Consider the following 18,902-nt stretch of genomic DNA (forward strand, 5'->3'; position numbering starts at 1 on the left):
AGGGGCCGGGCCCGGGGGCGGCGCCCGCATCGTGAGACTCGGGTCCAGCGGCGTTCACATCTGTGGCAGACTGCGACCGTGCTTGCTACCGCCATGATTATGGGCAGCAGCGCGCCGGTCCGCAGTGACCACTGAATCGCGGCAGAACCCCCGCGGCAGTGGACACCGTGTCTCAGACCCGCGCGCAGACCTCTCGCACCCGCGAGGGGTCTTTTCGTTTTCCGGCCCGACCCCGGCCGGGAACGGCGGCGCGCGAGAATGGGGGCAGGTGGATCCAGGGAGTCCGGAGCCACATCCGACAGGAGCCAACACAGTCATGACCACGGAGACCGACAGTCTTCATACCGTCGCCGGCGCGAGCGGCGCCACCGCCGTCGACGACAGCTTCCACGTCTTCGACACGACGCTGCGCGACGGGGCCCAGCGCGAGGGCATCAACCTCACCGTCGCCGACAAGCTGACCATCGCCCGGCACCTGGACGACTTCGGCGTCGGCTTCATCGAGGGCGGCTGGCCCGGCGCCAACCCGCGTGACACCGAGTTCTTCGCCCGCGCCAAGAACGAGATCCGCTTCAAGCACGCCCAGCTCGTCGCCTTCGGCGCGACCCGCCGGGCCGGTGCCACCGCCGCCGAGGACCCGCAGGTCAAGGCGCTGCTCGACTCCGGCGCGCCCGTCGTCACGCTGGTCGCCAAGTCGCACGACCGGCACGTCGAGCTGGCGCTGCGCACCACCCTGGACGAGAACATCGCGATGGTCCGCGACACCGTGACCCACCTGCGCGAGCAGGGCCGGCGGGTCTTCGTGGACTGCGAGCACTTCTTCGACGGCTACCGGGCCAACCCGGAGTACGCCAAGGCCGTCGTCCGCGCCGCCCATGAGGCCGGCGCCGACGTCGTCATCCTGTGCGACACCAACGGCGGCATGCTCCCCGCCCAGGTCCACGCCGTGGTCTCCACCGTCCTCGCCGACACCGGCGCCCGCCTCGGTATCCACGCCCAGGACGACACCGGCTGCGCCGTCGCCAACACCCTCGCCGCCGTCGACGCGGGCGCCACGCACGTCCAGTGCACCGCCAACGGCTACGGCGAGCGCGTCGGCAACGCCAACCTCTTCCCCGTCGTCGCCGCCCTGGAACTGAAGTACGGCAAGAAGGTGCTCCCGGACGGGGCCCTGAAGGAGATGACGCGCATCTCCCACGCCATCGCCGAGGTGGTCAACCTGACCCCCTCCACCCATCAGCCGTACGTGGGTGTCTCCGCGTTCGCCCACAAGGCGGGCCTGCACGCCTCCGCGATCAAGGTCGACCCGGACCTGTACCAGCACATCGACCCCGAGCGCGTCGGCAACACCATGCGGATGCTCGTCTCGGACATGGCCGGCCGCGCCTCCATCGAGCTCAAGGGCAAGGAGCTGGGCGTCGACCTCGGCGGCGACCGCGCCCTGGTGGCCCGGGTCGTGGAGCGCGTCAAGGAGCGCGAGCTCAAGGGGTACACGTACGAGGCCGCCGACGCCTCCTTCGAGCTCCTCCTCCGCGCCGAGGTCGAAGGCCGCGCCCGCCGCTACTTCCGCACCGAGTCGTGGCGCGCGATCGTCGAGGACCGCCCGGACGGCACCCATGCCAACGAGGCGACCGTCAAGCTGTGGGCCAAGGGCGAGCGGATCGTCGCCACCGCCGAGGGCAACGGCCCGGTCAACGCTCTCGACCTCGCCATGCGCGCGGGTCTGGAGCGGATCTACCCGCAGCTCGCCAAGCTGGAGCTGGTGGACTACAAGGTCCGCATCCTGGAGGGCAAGCACGGCACCCAGTCCACCACCCGTGTCCTGATCACCACCTCCGACGGCGAGGGCGAGTGGTCGACGGTGGGTGTCGGCGAGAACGTCATCGCCGCCTCCTGGCAGGCACTGGAGGACGCGTACACGTACGGGCTGCTGCGGGCGGGCGTCGATCCCGCCGAGTAAAGGGCCGACGCGTATGTCCTCTTTACCCCCTTTTGGGGTAGCTTCGATGGTATGAGGACCAGGCCGTTCACCCTTCTGTCGGCCTTGGCGGGGCTGACGATGACGCTGCTGCTGCTCCTGGCCCTGGCCCCCGGTGCGGGGGCCAAGGCCACGGGGCTCCAGGACGCGGCCGAGGCTCTGAAGCAGGGCCCGGTGTACGTCCACCCCGGGGCCGCCGACCAACTGCCGAAGGCCGAGGCCGACGCGCTGGCGGACAAGATCAAGAATGCCGACAAGCCGGTCTTCGTGGCGGTCCTGCCCGCCACGGCGGAGTTCCCGCAGCAGGGGCTGCTCCAGGACCTCCGTACGCAGACCGGCATCACCGGCCTTTACGGCGTACGCCTCGGCGACGACTTCGCCGCGGGCGCCGACCGGGCCGTGATGTCCAACCGGGCGGTCCAGAACATCGCGGACGCCGTCCGCCAGCCCGGCGTGGACGCCACCACCGAGCTGAACAACTTCGTCGACCAGGCCCTGCCGCAGATGCGCGGCGACGCGCCCAGCACCTGGTCCGGGGTCCCCGGTGACCGCACCCCGGTCGCCGGACTGATCACCATCGGCGCCCTGGCCGCCGCCGGCGGCGCGACCGCCCTCACCGTCACCCGCCGCAGGCGGCGCCTGCGCGAGCAGCAGGAGCAGGAAGCCCTGGAGAGGCTGCGGGTCGTCGTCGACGAGGACATCACCGCGTACGGCGAGGAACTGGACCGGCTCGACTTCCACCCCGGCGAGAAGGGCGCCGACGACGCCATGCGCGCCGACTACGAGCGCGCCCTCGACTCGTACGACAAGGCCAAGTCCCTGATGGGCCAGGCCAGGCACCCCCACGACGTACGGGCGGTGACCGAGGCCATCGAGGACGGCCGTTACGCCCTGGCCGTCCTGTCCGCCCGCCGCGAGGGCCGCCCGCTTCCCGAGCGGCGGGCACCTTGCTTCTTCGACCCGCGCCACGGCCCGGCCGCCACCGAGGTGGAATGGGCCCCGGCCGGTGGCGCGGTGCGCGAGGTGCCGGTCTGCGCGGCGGACGCCGCCCGGCTCGCGGAGGGCGATGACCCGATGACCCGGACGGTCGACACGCCGTACGGCCGCCGTCCCTACTGGGAGGCGGGACCGGCGTACGGCCCGTGGGTCGGCGGGTACTTCGGCGGCGGCATCCTGCCCGGCCTGCTGATGGGCACCATGCTCGGCTCGATGCTCTCCACCCCGGCGTACGCGTCGGAGTACGGCGGCGCCGGGTACGAGGGCGGCGACTTCTCCGGCGGCGACTTCAACGCCTCGGACTTCGGCGGCGGCGGAGGCTTCGGGGGCGGCGACTTCGGCGGCGGAGGGTTCGGCGGCGGCGACTTCGGCGGCGGGTTCTGACCGTGCCCGACGACGTGGGCGACGAGCTGGCGGACGTCGTCGCGGAGTGGGCGGCCGCCCTCGCCTCGAACGACCCGGACCGTATCACCACATACCTGGCCGACGACTGGGCCCTCGTGTCAGAGGCGGGCGTCGCGACCCGCGAGCACGTCCTGGCGCTGGTCGCGTCGGGAGAGCTGACGCACGCGGCGATGGAGCCGGTGGGCGAGCCGCGCGTCCGGATCCACGGGGACACGGCGCTCTTCACCGGACGGGTCACGAACGCCGGCTCCGACGACTGGCGGACGGACGTGTTCCTGTGGCGCGACGGCCGCTGGCGGTGCGCCCTGAGTCACGTCACGCCGGCGTCACCCGACTGAGCGGCGCGCCCCCGATGGCCGGCTGCTACGGCACCCCTCCCCAGTGCTGGACATCAGCGCAGCGGTAGCGGAAAGTGACGCACCGAAACTCACCGTCACTTCATGGCGTACCGCGAACGTCTTTTTCAGTCTCCGAGTCCCCGCCGAACTGGTGGACGCCCTGGTCGACCTCCAGGGCACCTGCTCCGACCGGGTCGAGCCGCAGCAGCGCGACCACATCCACATCACCCTCGGCTTCCTGCACGACGCCGACGCCGGGCGGCTGGCGGACGCCGCCGCGATGCTGAGCGGACGGACGTGGCCCACGCCCACCGTCGCGCTCACCGGCGAGGTGCGGCACGGGAGCTGGAAGCTGAGCAAGGACCCGGCGTACCGCTACGACGAGGACGTCATCCAGCGGCAGGAGCAGGTACGGCTCGGGGTGGGGCACACCCCCGAACTGGCCGAGATCCAGACGGGGATCACCCGGGGGCTGGGGATCGAGGAGGACGGGTTCTGGCCGCATGTCACCCTCGGCCTGGCGCGGCAGGACTTCCCCACCGCCGAGGCGAAGGGCATGACGCTCCCGTCGATCAAGGGGCCGGCGCCGAGCGTGGACCTCCAGCAGGAGATGTCCGTCACCGAGTTCAGGGTCCTCGTCCGCCGGGAACTGTCCTGACCCGCATAATCGCGGGATGCGTCCCGCCACCCTCCTCCCCTCCCTGACCGGGCTCCGCTTCTGGGCGGCCCTGCTGGTGGTGCTGTACCACCTGTCCCGGCAGGCGGGGGAGCTTCCCCTCATCAGCGAGGCGGCCTGGTACGGCCGCAGTGGCGTCACGTTCTTCTTCGTCCTGTCCGGGTTCGTCCTGGCCTGGACGTACGACGGGAAACGCGTACCCGCGACCGTCTTCCTGTGGCGGCGCTTCGCCCGCATCTGGCCGCTCCTGGCCGCCACCACCGTCCTGTCGGTGGGCGCGTGGCTCGCCCTGGGCAAGGAGGTGTCGGTGAAGGCCGTCGCCGCCTCCCTGCTCCTGGTCCACGCCTGGGTACCCGACCCGGTCGTCCTGCGGGGCGGCAACCCGGCGGCCTGGTCGCTCAGCGACGAGGCGTGGTTCTACCTGATCTTCCCGCTCCTGATGGCCCTCCCGCCCGTACGCTCGGCGCGCGGCCGGCGGTGGATCGCGGTCGCGGTCTGCGCGGGCGTGGTGCTGCTGTGGCTCAGCGGTTCGCTGTACGCCGACGGCGGCACGCGCGCGTGGGCGCTGGACTACCTGCCGCTGACCCGGACGCTCCAGTTCCTGCTCGGTGTGGTGACCGGCCTGGCGGTGGCGCGCGGCCGGCGGCCCCCGATCGGGCTGTGGCCGGCGGTGTGGCTGGTCATCGGCTGGCACCTGGTGCTGGTGCCCTGGTCGTGGGCGGTGCCGGACGCGCTCTGGTACAGCCCGTACCAGGCCTCCCAGTTGCTCGCCACGCCGCTGTTCGCCCTGCTGGTGGCCGCCGCCGCGCGGGCCGACCTGGACGGCCGGGCGACCGGCCTCGGCGGTCCGTGGGCGGTACGGCTCGGTCACTGGTCGTACGCCTGGTACCTGATCCACGAGATCGTGATCCGTGTCGCCGTGGGCCGCGCCGGCGACACGGCGACAACCTGGGCGCTGGTGCTCGCGCTGAGCCTGACCCTGTCGGCGGCCGCGTACCACTGGGTGGAGCACCCGCTGGAACGGTGGCTGCGGGGGCTCAGTCCGGGACGGGGTCCCGGAAGCCGCGTCGGCGGGCCGCTCGGGGGCGGCAGCGCAGGAGGCGGGCGGCGGTGAGGAGGGCGCCGCGCAGGGCGCCGTGGCGGTGGAGGGCCTGGACGGCGTAGGTGGAGCAGCTCGGGGTGTACGGGCAGCAGGGCGGCCGGGTGGGGCTGATCGTGACGCGGTAGTGGCGGACGGCCGCGTACAGCGCGGCGGCGGCACGGCCCGGCGGGCGGGGGGCGGCCGGGTCGGCGCCGCCCCGGGCGGGGGGAAGGAACAGGGCGAGCGCGAGGGCGCTCAACCACCCGCCTGGGCAGCAGAACCGGCCGTACACCGCGTAGGTGTCGCAGCAGCCTATGCAGCAGCCTTCGTCGTCGTCCGCCTCGTCCTGCTTACGCTTCGTCGAGGGCAACGAAGGCTTCCCAGGCGGTGGGGGAGACGGTGAGGACCGGGCCGGTGGGGTTCTTGGAGTCCCGGATGTGGACGGCCGAGGGGTGCGCGGCGACCTCGACGCAGTCGCCGCCCTCGTCGCTGCTGTAGCTGGACTTGCGCCAGTCGTAGGCGACTTCGACGCAGTCGCCGCCCTCGTCGCCGCTGTAGCTGGACTTGAACCACGTGAGCGCTGCGGGTGTCATGCCTCTCCTGCCAGATCGTCCAGCAGGCCCATGCTCTCCTCGGGCGTCAGGGCCTGTGATCTGAGCATCCCATATTTCTGCTGGAGGACACTGACCTCGTCGGGATCGTCGATGAGGAAGCTGACCCGCTGGCCTTCGATGTAGGCCAGGTGCTCGTGGTCGGGTGTCTCCAGCAGGACCATCGGCCCGTTGAGGCCCGCGTGCTTCTCCCGCCTCGTCGGCATGATCTGGAGCCCCACGTAGGGGTGTTCGGCGTAGCGGCGCAGGTGTTCGATCTGGTCGCGGAGGACGGTGGGGCCACCGATCGGGCGGCTCAGGACGGACTCCTCGATGAGGAAACTCATCACCGGGGGCCCCGGCTTGCGGTCGAAGAGTTTGTGGCGGTCGAGGCGGGCGGAGAGCCGCTCCTCCGCCTCGTCCGGGCTGATCGGTGGGACCAGGCAGGAGAAGACGGCCGCCGCGTACTCCTGCGTCTGGAGGAGGCCGGGGACGACCTGGTTCTGGTACGAGAGCAGCGTCACCGCTTCCTGCTCGTGGTCGATGAAGTCTTGTGCGAACGCGGGATATCGCTCCCGCTCCGGCACCCGCGCCACCCCTGCCGCCAGGACGCCCCGCGTTTCCAGCACCTGGTCCATTTCCAGCGCCAGGTTGTACTTGAGGGGTCTGCGGCCCTGTTCGATGGAGGCGAGCGTCTCCTGATGGATGTTCAGCTTCTCGGCGAGCTTGGGCTGGGTGAGCCCTGCCGCCCGGCGCAGCTGGCCGACTTGGGCACCGATGAGGTGCCAGGACGTGTTCTTGTGGGGCCTGCTCGAAGCGTGCATGCTCGCCCTCTTCCCACCCGGCGAAGTACCTGATCCAGCTCAAGCCGTACAAACCGTCTGTACGGCTTGCTCAGCTGTCACAGTCTAGTCACTCACGGTGACATTGGGTGCATGAATGAGGAACTTCAACTGCCGTACCTGTGCGAGGCGTTCTACCGGCGCGAGCGCCGGTCCGTCCCGGCTGCCAGGCGGTTCGCGGCGGCGGCGCTCGCGGAGTGGCGGTGGGGCGTGGGGGACCGGGCCGGGGACGTACTGCTCTGCGTGAGCGAGCTGGCCACGAACGCGCTCGTGCACGGCGTCCCGCCGGGGCGGGGCTTCCGGCTGCGGCTGCACCGGGAGCGGGGCGGCGCCCTGCTGCGCGTGGAGCTGCACGACAGCGGGGGAGGGGAGGTGCGAGCCGAGGTCCCCGACGGGGATGCGGAGTCGGGGAGGGGGTTGGTGCTCGTGGCGGCGCTGTCCGACACCTGGGGGGTGGGTGAGCGGAGCCCTGGCAAGATCGTGTGGTGCGAGTTCGTACAGTGACGGTATGTCACGACGTACATTCGAGGATCTTGTGGCCGAGGCCGACTCGGTCGACGTCTCCGGCTGGGACTTCTCCTGGCTGGAGGGGCGGGCTACCGAGGAGCGGCCCTCGTGGGGCTACCAGCGCCTGATGGGCGAGCGGCTGGCCGCCGCGTCCGCCGGCCTGGACATCCAGACGGGTGGCGGGGAGGTCCTCGCGGGCGTCCCCACCTATCCGCCGACGATGGCCGCCACGGAGTCCTGGCCGCCGAACGTCGCCAAGGCGACCGAGCTGCTGCACCCGCGCGGGGTCGTCGTGGTCGCGGACCCGGACGAGCCGCCGCTGCCGTTCGCGGACGGGGCGTTCGACCTGGTCACGAGCCGCCATCCGGCGACGGTGTGGTGGACCGAGATCGCCCGGGTGCTCCGGCCCGGCGGGACGTACTTCGCCCAGCACGTGGGGCCGGAGACGGTCTTCGAGCTGATCGAGTTCTTTCTCGGGCCGCTCTCCGACGAGCTGCGCCGCAAGCGGCACCCGGACGAGGAGACGGCGGAGGCGAGGGCGGCCGGGCTGAAAATCGTCGACGTACGGATGGAGCGGCTCCGGATGGAGTTCTTCGACGTCGGCGCGGTCGTCTACTTCCTGCGGAAGGTGATCTGGACGGTGCCGGGCTTCACGGTGGACGCGTACCGGGAACGACTGAGGGACCTGCACGGCCTCATGGAGGCCGAAGGTCCCTTTGTCGCTCACTCGTGCCGGACGCTCATCGAGGCCCGTAAGCCGCTCACTGGGCGTTCTTGATCGCGGAGATCTCGAACGTCAGCTTGATCTTGTCGCTCACCAGGACGCCGCCGGTCTCCAGCGCGGCGTTCCAGGTCAGGCCCCACTCGGAGCGGAGCAGCTCGGCCTTGCCCTCGAAGCCGACGCGTTCGTTGCCGAACGGGTCCTTGGCGGCGCCGTTGAACTCCAGGTCGATGGTGATCGGCTTGGTGACGCCCTTGATGGTCAGGTCGCCGGTGATGCGGTAGTCCGTGCCGCCGAGCGCCTCGGCGCTCGTGGAGCGGAAGGTCATCAGCGGGAACCGCTCGGCGTCGAAGAAGTCGGCACCACGGAGGTGTCCGTCGCGGTCGGCGCTGCCGGTGTCGATCGACGGGATCCTGACGTCGATGGACGCGCTGGAGGCCGCCGGGTCCGAGCCGTCGAGGTTCAGGATGCCCTCGTAGTCGGTGAACGCGCCCCGGACGTTGGTGACCATGGCGTGCCGGGCGGTGAAGCCGATGCTGCTGTGGGCCGGGTCGATCGTGTACGTCCCGGTCAGGGCGGCCAGCGCCGGGTCGACGGTGGCGGTGGCGGTGGGTGCGGTGGCGGTCGCGGTGCTGCGGCTGAAGAGACCCATGATGACGTAACTCCCTCGGGATGGTTTGTTGAACCTTCAACGAGAACGACTGTAGACCCATTCCGTTCAACTTTCAACCACTTCTTGTGTCGCCGATCGGGGCGGGCGTCTACGCTGCCGTGGGCGCGTCTCCAGATCACCTGCGAAACAAGCGGGGATATGAGCGAGTGCGACGGCAAGGAGTCCGCCACCAAGCCGAAGGGGGCAGCTCAGCCGACGCGGACGCCGGCGGCGCCTCAAGGGGCCGGTCTACAGCGGTCCCGCGATACTCCGTTCCGCCGCCAGGCCGGCGGTGAGCCTGCCGCCCGCCGGTGCCAACGACGTGGAGCTGTAGCCCTTGTCGCCCAGAATGTGGCCGAGCTGGATACGCGGCCGCCCGGGCCCAAGCCGGGGTGCCCATATCGCCTCCATGACGGCGATGAACTGAGTTCAGTCGGCATCGGACAGTCCGTGGCGGCGTATGACCCGATCATGATCCGCGACCCTGGATCACTTTGACGACAGGTCGTAGGCGCGTCACGGCGAGGTGGGTGGGGGGACCCGAGCACTCCTCGTGGGGCGTGCCCCGCCGGCGCCCTTCACCGGATGGCGGACGAACTCCTCGCTCAGGCCGCTCGGGGCGGTCCATGTACCGCGCATGGCGGCCCAGGAACGTGTTGTATCGGGCCCGCGATGCCGGTGGGCTCCCATTCTGTGGCCCGCGGAGAACCGGTCGCCCTGCGCTGAGGGAACTCCGCGGCGGGGAACATGACGTTCCCCGATGGCCAGACCGGCGGATACGCCGTGCCAGGCTGGGAGTGTTATGACTTCGCCGTACACGGGAGGAGGGAAAAGTAGCGTGGAGCAACGAGAAGCGGCCCTCCTTGCCGAGCGGTTCGGGAAGGAGAACATCCCCCAATGGGAAGAGTGGGGATGCCATGTCCTCCCCGCCGACAGGTTGCACCTGCCGGGTCACTACGTCTTCATCTACCCACCGCGTGCGGACAGCGGAGTGCGGCTGGGCGGCAATTGGCCCATTCTGGTGGACGAGCGGACCGGAGAGTGCAGGTTCGCTCGGGGGGTTGACGAGTACCGAAAGATGAAAGCGGCGCGTCCGCTGTAGTCCCGCGGTCGTAACGGCCCGCCCTCCCGGGCGGGCCGTTGCGCTGGTGCCCACCGGGCCGGTGTCGGCGCCAACCGGTCTGGCGGAAGCGGGACTTGGATTAACCGACCGGGGTTGTTGGACTGCCGTCGCCGCACCGGGTCCGTTTCGTTGACGGTGTGGTGAGGCGACCGTTACGCCAGTGGCCATGTCGCCACGATTCCGCTCCCCACGTGCGGTGTGCGCCCTCGCCGCCGCCTCAGCCGCCGTGTTCGCCCTGGCGGGACCCGCCGCCGCCGGGCCACCCCCCACCACGACCGAGAGCCTGCTCATCGGGTCGCCCCAGCTGTCCGTCGCCGTCGCCCGGGACTTCCCGCGTGTCGTCTCGTACACCGACCGCGCGAGCGGGGCGCGGCTGCTCGGCAGTACGAGCCCGGTCACGGCCGTCACCCTCAATGGCACGGCGTACGCCGTCCGGATGGCCGCCGAACCCGTGGTCACCGCCACCAGCGCCCGCTACACGCTCGCCTTCCCCGACCTGCCGGGGGTCGAGGTGGACGCGACGCTCACCGTCTCCGGGCGGGCCACCACCTTCAGGGTGACGGGCGTCCGGGACACCGAGGCCTTCCGGGTCGGGACCATCGACATACCCGGGCACGACCTGGTGTCGGTCGGTTCCACCGAGCCGGGCGCGGCCACCGCGTTCACCAAGCTGGACCCCGATTCGACGCGTACCGCCGACGTCTTCGGGGCCGTGCCCGCGCAGCCGGAGGCGGCGCCCACCGGCGCGTCGTACGCCATCGTCAACACCGGCTCGCTCGCCGCCGCCGTGGAGTCGAACTCCAGTTACGACAAGCCCTCCGGGCCCACGAACGGCGACGACGCCCGCTTCTGGCACCAGGCCCGCGAGGCGGCGGACGGCAGCGTACGCGTCGGGGTGTGGTCCGGGCAGTGGACCTACCGGGGTGCCGGCGCGCCACAGCCGGAGAGCGGCGGCGACCTGCCGTGGGCCAAGGTCGTCGTCACGCCCGACGCCAACGGGGACGGCCGGGTCGACTGGCAGGACGGCGCCGTCGCCTTCCGTACGATCGGCATCAAGGCCCCGGGCAGCGCGCAGACGCCCGGCCGGGTCGTCACCCACATCCCGTTCAACTTCGCCAGCCAGGCCACCCACCCCTTCGCCCGCACCCTCGACGACGTGAAGCGGGTGTCGCTCTCCACGGACGGGCTCGGGCAGCTCGCGGTGCTCAAGGGGTACGGCTCCGAAGGCCACGACTCCGCCCACCCGGACTACGGCGGCAACTACAACAAGCGGGCGGGAGGGCTGGAAGACCTCAACAGCCTGCTGCGCAACGGCAAGAAGTGGGGCGCCACCTTCGGCGTCCACGTCAACGCCACCGAGTCGTACCCGGAGGCCAGGAACTTCAGCGAGACGCTCGTCGACAAGACGAAACCCGGGTGGAACTGGCTCAACCAGAGCTACTACATCAACCAGCGCCGGGACATCAACAGCGGTGATCTGGCGCGCCGCTTCCAGCAGTTGAGGGACGAGACCGACCGCAATCTTTCGTTCCTCTACATCGACGTCTACTACACGCACGGCTGGATCGCCGACAAGACCATCCAGGCCGTGCAGGCGCAGGGCTGGAACGTCGGCACGGAGTGGTCCGACAAGTTCGAGCGGGCCTCGCTGTGGTCGCACTGGGCCAACGACCTGGACTACGGCGGCGCGACGAACAAGGGCCTCAACTCGCAGATCATCCGGTTCATCCGCAACGGCGAGAAGGACATCTGGAACAACCACCCGGTCCTCGGCCAGACCGCTCTGGAGGACTTCGAGGGCTGGACCGGCGAGACCGACTACACCGCTTTCACGGCGAACATCTGGCAGAAGAACCTGCCCGCCAAGTACCTCCAGCGGCAGCAGATCCTCCGCTGGAACGGCAACGACATCACCTTCACGGGCGGGGTGCGCGGCACGGTCGAGGACGGCAGGCGGACCTTCTACGAAAACGGCCGCAAGGTCCTGGACGGGGACCGGTACCTGCTGCCCTGGGAGGGCAAGCTGTACCACTACAACAAGGCGGGGGGTACGAGCACCTGGGCCGTGAACGGTGGTACGTACACGGTCTACAAGCTGACCGACAACGGGCGGGTCCGGACCGGGACGGTACGGCCGTCCACGGACGGGCGGATCACGCTGACCGCCGCCGCCGGGCAGGCGTACGTGCTGTACCCGGACCAGGCGCCCGCGCAGCCGTCGGTGCGGTGGGGCGAGGGCACGCCGGTCAAGGACCCGGGCTTCAACGACGCCCGGCTGGGCGCCTGGACCAAGACCGGGACGGTCGCGAGGGACACCGACGAGCAGGGGCGCAACAGCGCGGTGCTCACCGGGGAGGCGCGCGCCGGGATCGCCCAGCGGATCGGGGGGCTGACGCCGGGGAAGCGGTACAGCGCGTCCGCCTGGATCGAGGTCCAGCCGGGGGCGACGCGGCGTACGACGCTGGCGGCCGGGGGCGCCTCCGTGGCCGTCGAGCGCTCCACGGTGCCGAACCGGATCGCCGCCTCCGACTGGCACGGCACGTCGATGCAGCGCGCGAAGGTCCACTTCACCGCGCCGGGCAGCGGCGAGGTGACCCTGTCGGTCACGGCCGAGGGCGGCAGCGGCCCGGCGCGGGTGCGGGTGGACGACGTACGGATCGTGGAGAACGCGCCGACCGTGAAGCCGGGGGTGTACGAGGACTTCGAGGCCGTCGACCAGGGCTGGGGGCCGTTCCTGAAGGGCGGCGCGGGCGGCGCCAACGACCCGCGCACCCATGTGAGCCAGCTGCACGCCCCGTACACCCAGGCGGGCTGGAACGGGAAGCTCATCGATGACGTGCTGGAGGGCGCCGAGTCCCTCAAGGCCCACGACGAGAACACCGGCCTCGTCTACCGCACCGCGCCCTGGACCGTGCCCATGAAGGACGGGCACAGCTACCGGGTGGAGTACGACTACCAGTCGAGCCACGCGGGCGCGTACGAGTGGGTGACCGGGTATGACAAGGGCACTCGTGCGGTCGAGAGCCGCCGTACCCCGATCGGACAGCAGCGGACCACCGGCCACTTCAGTGAGACCGTCACGGCCGGCTGCGGCGACACCTGGACCGGGCTGCGCAAGCGCGCCGACGCCCCGGACGGTGCCGACTTCGTCCTCGACCGGTTCACCGTGACCGACCTCGGCCCGGCCACCGGGCGCCCCGCCTGCGGGACGCTCGCCCTGGCGGCCGGTGAGGCCCTGGAGCCGGGCCGGGCCAACACCGTCACGGCCACCTTCACCAACGACGAGACGGCCGCCGTGAGCCCGTCCGTGGCGCTCACCCTTCCGGAGGGCTCGACCGCCGAGCCGTCCGGCCCGGTCACGCCCGGGGCGGTCGAGCCGGGCGGGGAGGCCACCGCGACGTGGCGGGTGACGCCGCCGGCGGACGCCGCGTACCGGGCGTACGAGGTCGGCGCCTCGGCCTCGTACACGGTCGGCGGCACGGCCAGGACGCTCACCGCCGCCACCTCGGTGCGCACCCTGCCGCCCCCGCCGGCCGCCGACGCCTGGGCGAGCGACCTGGACTGGGTGTCGGCCCGCAGCGGCTGGGGCCCCGTCGAGCGGGACATGTCCAACGGCGGGACGGCCGCCGGCGACGGCACCCCGCTGCGGATCGGGGGAGTGGCGTACGCCAAGGGCCTGGGCACCCACGCCCCGGCGACCGTGCGCTACTACCTGGGCGGCCGGTGCACCTCGTTCACCGCCGAGGTGGGCGTGGACGACGCCCAGGCGACGCGCGGGACCGTGCGGTTCACCGTCACGGCCGACGGGGCGGAGAAGGTGACGTCGCCGGTCCTGAAGGCGACCGACGCCGCCTGGTCGCTGAGCGCGGACGTCACGGGCGCGTCGTACGTCGACCTGGTCGTCGGCGACGGCGGTGACGGCAACGGCAACGACCACGCCGACTGGGGCAACGCCCGGTTCCACTGCGGCGGTTGATCCTGCCGAGGAGGGGGAGAGGGCGACGCGATCGAACGATCAATTCGCGCACGTCATGTGCGATTCATTGACTGTTTGTGCGTTCGTGTGAGAGAAACCGCTCACCCAAGAGCCCTCACCTCAGAGTCCCCACCTCAGAGCCCTCTCCCTCTCGGAGGTCCTCCCGCCATGCCTCCCTCCCCCTCCCGCCGCACGCTCCTGCTCGCCGCCGTCACCACCCCGCTCGCCCTGTCCGCCACCCCTTCCCACGCGGCCGACGCCTACGACACCCTCCGCCTCACCTGGCGCGACCTCGTCCTCGGCACCGGCTTCACCCCCACCGCCGAGCCGTACGCCACCAAGCTCGCCGCCCTCGGCGCCACCGCCCGGGACCTCCGCTCCACCATGGCCCCCGCGAGCGGCTCCCTGTGGCCCGACCTCCCGTACGCCGACCCCGAACCGGACACGGACGCCGAGTCGTACACGTACTCGGGCAACCTCAACACCAGCTACAACCGGCTGCGCACCATGGCCGAGGCGTACGCCCAGCCCGGCACCGGCCTGACCGGCGACACCACCCTCCGCGCCGAGATCCTCACCGGCCTCGACCACCTCCACGACCAGGCGTACAACGCCTCCCAGGCGCGCTACGGCAACTGGTACAACTGGCAGATCGGCATCCCGCAGGCCCTGCTCGACATCGACGTCCTGCTGTACGACCACCTCGGCGCCGCCCGCATCGCCGAACACTGCGCCGCCGTCGACCACTTCGTCCCCAACAGCGCGGTCGCGAACTACACCGGCACGTCCACCGGCGCCAACCGCGTCGACCTGTGCCGCGTCCTCGCCCTGCGCGGCGTCATCGGCAAGAGCTCCGCCAAGCTCGCGCTCGCCCGCGACGCGCTCTCACCCGTCTTCCCGTACGTCACCTCCGGCGACGGGCTCTACGCCGACGGCAGTTTCATCCAGCACCTCTACGTCCCCTACGCCGGGTCCTACGGCGCCGTGATGCTCGGCGGCCTGTCCCTGCTGTTCGCCCTGCTCAAGGGGTCGGCGTGGGAGGTCACGGACAGCGGGCGCCAGATCGTGTTCGACTCGGTCGAGAAGGCGTACGCACCCTTCCTCTTCAACGGCCTCGCCATGGACGGGGTTTCAGGGCGTGCCATAAGCAGGGGCGTACAGAAGGCCGACACGCGCGCGATACGGCAGGACGACCATCTGCGCGGGCACGCCGTCATCGCCTGCGTCGCGCTGCTCGCCCGGAGCGCGTCCGCCGCCGAGAAGGCCCGCTGGGACGGCATGGTCAAGGGCTGGATCGCCCGCGACTACTACAGCCCGGTCCTCTCCAGCCCGGCCCTCGGTGTCGCGGCCCTCTCCCGCCTCAAGGCCGTCGCCGACGGGACCTCGCCGGCGCTCGCCGAACCCGTCGGCCACCGGCTCTTCCCCGGCATGGACCGGGCCGTCCACCGCCGCCCCGGGTGGGCGGCCGCCGTCTCCATGGCGTCGAACCGGATCACGTACTACGAGAACGGCAACGGGGAGAACCTGCGCGCCTGGCACAGCGGTTCCGGGATGCTCTACTGGTGGGGTTCCGACTTCGCCAACGGCCAGTACAGCGACAACTTCTGGCCGACGGTCGACCCCTGCTGGCTGCCCGGCACCACCGCCTCCCGCAAACCCCTGGCGGACGGCGAGGGCGGGGTGTGGGGCGTGGCCCGGCCCGATGTGCGGTGGGTCGGCGGGGCGACGGACGGGACGTACGCGGCCGTCGGCCAGTACCTGAAGGGCCTGTCCTCCACGCTGATGGCCAAGAAGTCCTGGTTCTTCCTGGACGACGCGGTGGTGTGCCTGGGCGCGGGCATCCACGGCCGGGACGGCACGGGCGTCGAGTCGGTCGTCGAGAACCGGAACCTGGGCGCCGACGGCGTGCACGGCTTCACCGTCGACGGCTCGGCGCAGTCCACCACGCCCGGCTGGAGCGCCACCCTGACGGGCGCGCGCTGGGCGCACATCGCCGGGCACGCCGGGTACGTCTTCCCCGGCGGCGCCACCGTCAAGGCGCTGCGGCAGGCCCGCACCGGCGCCTGGTCCGACATCAACAAGGGCGCCGTGACCGACCCCGTCACCCGTCGGTACCTGACCCTGTGGTTCGACCACGGCACCGATCCGACATGGGCCACGTACGCGTACGTCCTGATGCCGGGCGCGAGCGCCGCGCAGACCTCCGCGCGCGCCGCCGACACCGGCTGGCTGACCGTCCTCGCCAACACCAACGACCACCAGGGCGTACGCGTGCCGTCCCTGGGCTTCACGGGCGTCAACTTCTGGTTCGGCGGCACGGCCGGCGCGGTGACCGCGTCCGCGCCCGCGAGCGTGATGATCCGGGAGAGCGGCGGCACGGCCTCCGTCTGTGTCTCCGGGCCGCTGCGGGACGGCGCCGCCATCGACGTGACGTGGAGCCGCCCGGTGTCGTCCGTGACGTCCAAGGACCCCTCCGTACAGGTGATCGCGACCGGGTCGGCGCTGAAGCTGCGCGTCACCCCGGGCACGCTGGGGGCGGTCCACAAAGCGGTGGTGCAGCTCGGGTGAGTGTCATGCTCACTGCAAGGTTTGCCGTCGCCGAGCCTCTGGGAGGTTCTCCGTGTCAACAGCGCCCCCTTGGTCCCGCCGCACCTTCCTCGCCACCGCCTCCACCGCAGCCCTGGGACTCACCGTGCCCGCCCAAGCAACAGCAGCCGCCGACCACTTCGAGGCGCTACGCCTCCGCTGGCTCGGCCTCCAGCTCGGCACCGGCTACGACCCGGCCGCCGAACCGTACGCCTCCCGCCTCGCCGGGACCGGCGACCTCGCCGCCCGCTACCGCGCCTCCATGGCCCCCACCGACACCTCCCTGTGGCCCGGGTACGCCTTCAACCCGCCCTCCGGGATCACCCAGAGCTACCACCGCCTGTGGACCATGACCCAGGCGTACGCCCAGCAGGGCACCGGCCACACCGGCGACCCCGGCCTCCTCGCCGACGTCCTGCGCGGCCTCGACCACCTCTCCGAACGGGTCTACAACCCCTCCACCACCCGCTACGGCAACTGGTGGGAGTGGCAGATCGGCAGCCCCCGCCTCCTCATGGACATCACCGCCACTCTGTACGACGCCGTCGGCCCCGCCCGTGTCGAGGCCGCCTGCGCCGCCGTCGACCACTTCGTCCCCGACGCGATGCTCGGCGACTACAGCGGCACGTCCACCGGCGCCAACCGCGTCGACCTGTGCCGCTCCGTCGCCCTGCGCGGTGTCCTGGGCAGATCGCCGGCCAAGCTCGCGCTCGCCCGGGACGCCCTCTCGCCGGTCTTCCCGTACGTCACCAAGGGCGACGGGCTCTACGCCGACGGGTCGTTCGTCCAGCACACCTGGGTCGCCTACTCGGGTACGTACGGACAGGTCATGCTCGACGGGCTGGGGCGGCTGTTCGCCCTGCTCGCCGGGTCGCCGTGGGACGTCACCGACCCGAACCGCCAGATCGTCCTCGACAGCGTCGAGCACGCCTACGCGCCCCTTCTGTACAACGGCCTGATGATGGACAGCGTCAACGGCCGCGCCATCAGCCGGGGCATCCTCCGCAACGACCCGCACGGCATCATGCGCGGCGACCACTTCCACGGCCAGGGAATCATCGCCGCCATCGCGCTGCTCGCCGGCGGGGCCTCGGCCGCCGAGCGCGACCGGTGGCACGCGCGCGTGAAGGGCTGGATCGAACGCGACACCGTGAGTCCGGTCCTCACCGCCGGCCAGTTCGGCGTCGCCGACCTCGCCCGGCTCCACGCGGTCGCCGCCTCGCCGGTCCCCGCCGCGCCCGAACCGGTCGGCCACAAGCTGTTCGCCGCCATGGACCGGGCCGTGCACCGCCGCCCCGGGTGGGCGGCCAACATCTCCATGGCGTCGGAGCGGATCGCGTACTACGAGTGCGGCAACGGCGAGAACCCGCGCGGCTGGCACACCGGTGCCGGAATGCTCTACTGGTGGGGCCCGGGGGGCGACGCCCAGTACACCGACTGGTTCTGGCCCACCGTCGACCCCTACCGGCTGCCCGGCACGACCGTGTCGACCAAGCGGCTGCCCGACCGGGCGGGCGGCGAATGGGGCGAGCCGAAGCCGGCCGTCCAGTGGGTCGGCGGGGTGACCGACGGGGAGTTCGCCGCCGTCGGCCAGCACCTCAAGGGCCTCGGCTCCACCCTGGAGGCCCGCAAGTCCTGGTTCTGCGCCGCCGACACCGTCATCTGCCTCGGCGCGGGGATCAGCTGCGCCGACGGCGTCGCCGTCGAGACGATCGTCGACAACCGGAACCTGGGGGAGGCGGGCGACGCGCGTCTCACCACCGGGCCCGGATCCCGCTGGGCGCACCTGGAGGGGCACGGGGGCTGGGTGTTACGTGGGGGCGCCCCCGTCAAGGCACTGCGCGAGGACCGCACCGGCGCCTGGCGGGACATCAACACCACGTCCACCACCGAGCGCCGCACCCGCCGGTACCAGACGCTCTGGCTCGACCACGGCACCGATCCGGCGGACGCCTCGTACGCCTACCTGCTGATGCCGGGCGCCTCGCGCCGGACCGTCGCGGCCCGCGCGTACGACCCCCACTGGCTGGAGATCGTCGACAACACCGCCGCCCGCCAGGCCGTCGCCGTGCCCTCGCTCGGCCTGACCGCCGCGAACTTCTGGCAGCCCGGTACGGTGGGCCCGCTCACCACGAGCGCGCCGGCGAGTCTCCTCGTACGCCGGAAGGGCCGCACGGTGACGGTCTGCGTCAGCGAGCCGCCGCGCACCGGACGGCCCCTGGAGATCACCTGGCACCATCCGGCCCGCCACGTCGTCTCCCACGACCCGTCGGTGGAGGTCCTGGGCACCGGCCGTACGCTCCGGCTGCGCGTCGCCCCCGGCACGGCGGGCGGCGGGCACCGCTGCACGGTGGTCATCTGACCCTATTGTTGGACCTCCACAACGCACGGGGGTCCACGGCTGGCACTTGGGCTGCACCGCGCAATGGTT

General features: G+C 71.6%; 14 protein-coding genes. 10 read left to right on the forward strand and 4 right to left on the reverse strand.

What is annotated here, in order from left to right:
- The first annotated feature begins 316 nt into the window (after positions 1 to 316).
- From cimA to AMK26_RS12190, 5 genes are read left to right on the forward strand one after another with little or no spacing between them, the layout of a single operon-like run.
- A complete protein-coding gene (cimA, locus tag AMK26_RS12170) occupies positions 317 to 1,960 on the forward strand; it encodes a citramalate synthase (RefSeq protein ID WP_073754525.1) in 1,644 nt (547 codons plus the stop codon).
- Between the two features lie 51 nt (positions 1,961 to 2,011).
- On the forward strand, positions 2,012 to 3,358 hold the full coding sequence (locus tag AMK26_RS12175) for a hypothetical protein (protein WP_073754526.1): 1,347 nt from the start codon (positions 2,012 to 2,014) through the stop codon (positions 3,356 to 3,358).
- A 2-nt stretch (positions 3,359 to 3,360) separates the two neighbouring features.
- Positions 3,361 to 3,717 carry a nuclear transport factor 2 family protein gene (locus AMK26_RS12180; protein ID WP_073754527.1) on the forward strand — a complete coding sequence of 119 codons (357 nt, stop codon included), beginning with the start codon at positions 3,361 to 3,363 and terminating at the stop codon, positions 3,715 to 3,717.
- Positions 3,718 to 3,760: 43 nt separating this feature from the next.
- The gene (locus tag AMK26_RS12185) at positions 3,761 to 4,375 is read left to right on the forward strand and encodes a 2'-5' RNA ligase family protein (protein WP_143608502.1); all 615 of its coding nucleotides are present in this window, start codon (positions 3,761 to 3,763) and stop codon (positions 4,373 to 4,375) included.
- A gap of 16 nt (positions 4,376 to 4,391) precedes the next feature.
- Complete coding sequence (locus AMK26_RS12190; RefSeq protein ID WP_073754529.1) at positions 4,392 to 5,507, forward strand: acyltransferase family protein; 1,116 nt, start codon at positions 4,392 to 4,394, stop codon at positions 5,505 to 5,507.
- Here the strand turns inward: AMK26_RS12190 and yidD are convergent.
- From yidD to AMK26_RS12205, 3 genes are read right to left on the reverse strand one after another with little or no spacing between them, the layout of a single operon-like run.
- Complete coding sequence (yidD, locus tag AMK26_RS37680) at positions 5,431 to 5,844, reverse strand: membrane protein insertion efficiency factor YidD (RefSeq protein ID WP_241837863.1); 414 nt, start codon at positions 5,842 to 5,844, stop codon at positions 5,431 to 5,433. The genes AMK26_RS12190 and yidD overlap by 77 nt on opposite strands.
- Positions 5,825 to 6,067 carry a DUF397 domain-containing protein gene (locus AMK26_RS12200; RefSeq protein WP_073754530.1) on the reverse strand — a complete coding sequence of 81 codons (243 nt, stop codon included), beginning with the start codon at positions 6,065 to 6,067 and terminating at the stop codon, positions 5,825 to 5,827. Before AMK26_RS12200 ends, yidD begins: the two co-directional genes overlap by 20 nt.
- Positions 6,064 to 6,888, reverse strand: coding sequence for a helix-turn-helix domain-containing protein (locus AMK26_RS12205; protein ID WP_073754531.1), 825 nt, complete (start codon positions 6,886 to 6,888; stop codon positions 6,064 to 6,066). The genes AMK26_RS12200 and AMK26_RS12205 overlap by 4 nt, the downstream gene beginning before the upstream one ends.
- Before the next feature lie 111 nt (positions 6,889 to 6,999).
- On the opposite strand from AMK26_RS12205, the gene AMK26_RS12210 reads away from it, so the two are divergent.
- Both AMK26_RS12210 and AMK26_RS12215 read left to right on the forward strand, forming a co-directional pair.
- Positions 7,000 to 7,410: an ATP-binding protein gene (locus AMK26_RS12210; protein WP_073754532.1), complete on the forward strand. Its 411-nt coding sequence runs from the start codon at positions 7,000 to 7,002 to the stop codon at positions 7,408 to 7,410.
- A 4-nt stretch (positions 7,411 to 7,414) separates the two neighbouring features.
- Entirely contained in the window at positions 7,415 to 8,191 is a 777-nt protein-coding gene (locus tag AMK26_RS12215; RefSeq protein ID WP_073754533.1) for a class I SAM-dependent methyltransferase, read from the forward strand.
- Here AMK26_RS12215 and AMK26_RS12220 read toward each other — a convergent pair.
- The gene (locus tag AMK26_RS12220) at positions 8,175 to 8,786 is read right to left on the reverse strand and encodes a YceI family protein (RefSeq protein WP_073754534.1); all 612 of its coding nucleotides are present in this window, start codon (positions 8,784 to 8,786) and stop codon (positions 8,175 to 8,177) included. The two genes, AMK26_RS12215 and AMK26_RS12220, sit on opposite strands and share 17 nt — an antisense overlap.
- A 1,289-nt stretch (positions 8,787 to 10,075) precedes the next feature.
- On the opposite strand from AMK26_RS12220, the gene AMK26_RS12235 reads away from it, so the two are divergent.
- From AMK26_RS12235 to AMK26_RS12245, 3 genes are all read left to right on the forward strand, one after another.
- On the forward strand, positions 10,076 to 13,885 hold the full coding sequence (locus AMK26_RS12235; protein ID WP_073754536.1) for an endo-alpha-N-acetylgalactosaminidase family protein: 3,810 nt from the start codon (positions 10,076 to 10,078) through the stop codon (positions 13,883 to 13,885).
- 168 nt (positions 13,886 to 14,053) lie between these two features.
- On the forward strand, positions 14,054 to 16,453 hold the full coding sequence (locus AMK26_RS12240; protein ID WP_073754537.1) for a polysaccharide lyase 8 family protein: 2,400 nt from the start codon (positions 14,054 to 14,056) through the stop codon (positions 16,451 to 16,453).
- A gap of 52 nt (positions 16,454 to 16,505) precedes the next feature.
- Positions 16,506 to 18,833 (forward strand): polysaccharide lyase 8 family protein, encoded by a 2,328-nt coding sequence (locus AMK26_RS12245; protein WP_073754538.1) that lies wholly within the window; start codon positions 16,506 to 16,508, stop codon positions 18,831 to 18,833.
- The last annotated feature ends 69 nt before the right edge of the window (positions 18,834 to 18,902 follow it).

It is taken from the genome of Streptomyces sp. CB03234, assembly GCF_001905885.1.
Lineage (GTDB): Bacteria > Actinomycetota > Actinomycetes > Streptomycetales > Streptomycetaceae > Streptomyces.

Coding starts and splice junctions, on each gene's coding strand:
- AMK26_RS12175 (WP_073754526.1), top strand. CDS start 2,012: ATGAGGACCAGGCCGTTCACCCTTCTGTCGGCCTTGGCGGGGCTGACG.
- AMK26_RS12190 (WP_073754529.1), top strand. CDS start 4,392: ATGCGTCCCGCCACCCTCCTCCCCTCCCTGACCGGGCTCCGCTTCTGG.
- AMK26_RS12215 (WP_073754533.1), top strand. CDS start 7,415: ATGTCACGACGTACATTCGAGGATCTTGTGGCCGAGGCCGACTCGGTC.
- cimA (WP_073754525.1), top strand. CDS start 317: ATGACCACGGAGACCGACAGTCTTCATACCGTCGCCGGCGCGAGCGGC.
- AMK26_RS12205 (WP_073754531.1), bottom strand. CDS start 6,888: ATGCACGCTTCGAGCAGGCCCCACAAGAACACGTCCTGGCACCTCATC.
- AMK26_RS12235 (WP_073754536.1), top strand. CDS start 10,076: ATGTCGCCACGATTCCGCTCCCCACGTGCGGTGTGCGCCCTCGCCGCC.
- AMK26_RS12240 (WP_073754537.1), top strand. CDS start 14,054: ATGCCTCCCTCCCCCTCCCGCCGCACGCTCCTGCTCGCCGCCGTCACC.
- AMK26_RS12200 (WP_073754530.1), bottom strand. CDS start 6,067: ATGACACCCGCAGCGCTCACGTGGTTCAAGTCCAGCTACAGCGGCGAC.
- AMK26_RS12210 (WP_073754532.1), top strand. CDS start 7,000: ATGAATGAGGAACTTCAACTGCCGTACCTGTGCGAGGCGTTCTACCGG.
- AMK26_RS12220 (WP_073754534.1), bottom strand. CDS start 8,786: ATGGGTCTCTTCAGCCGCAGCACCGCGACCGCCACCGCACCCACCGCC.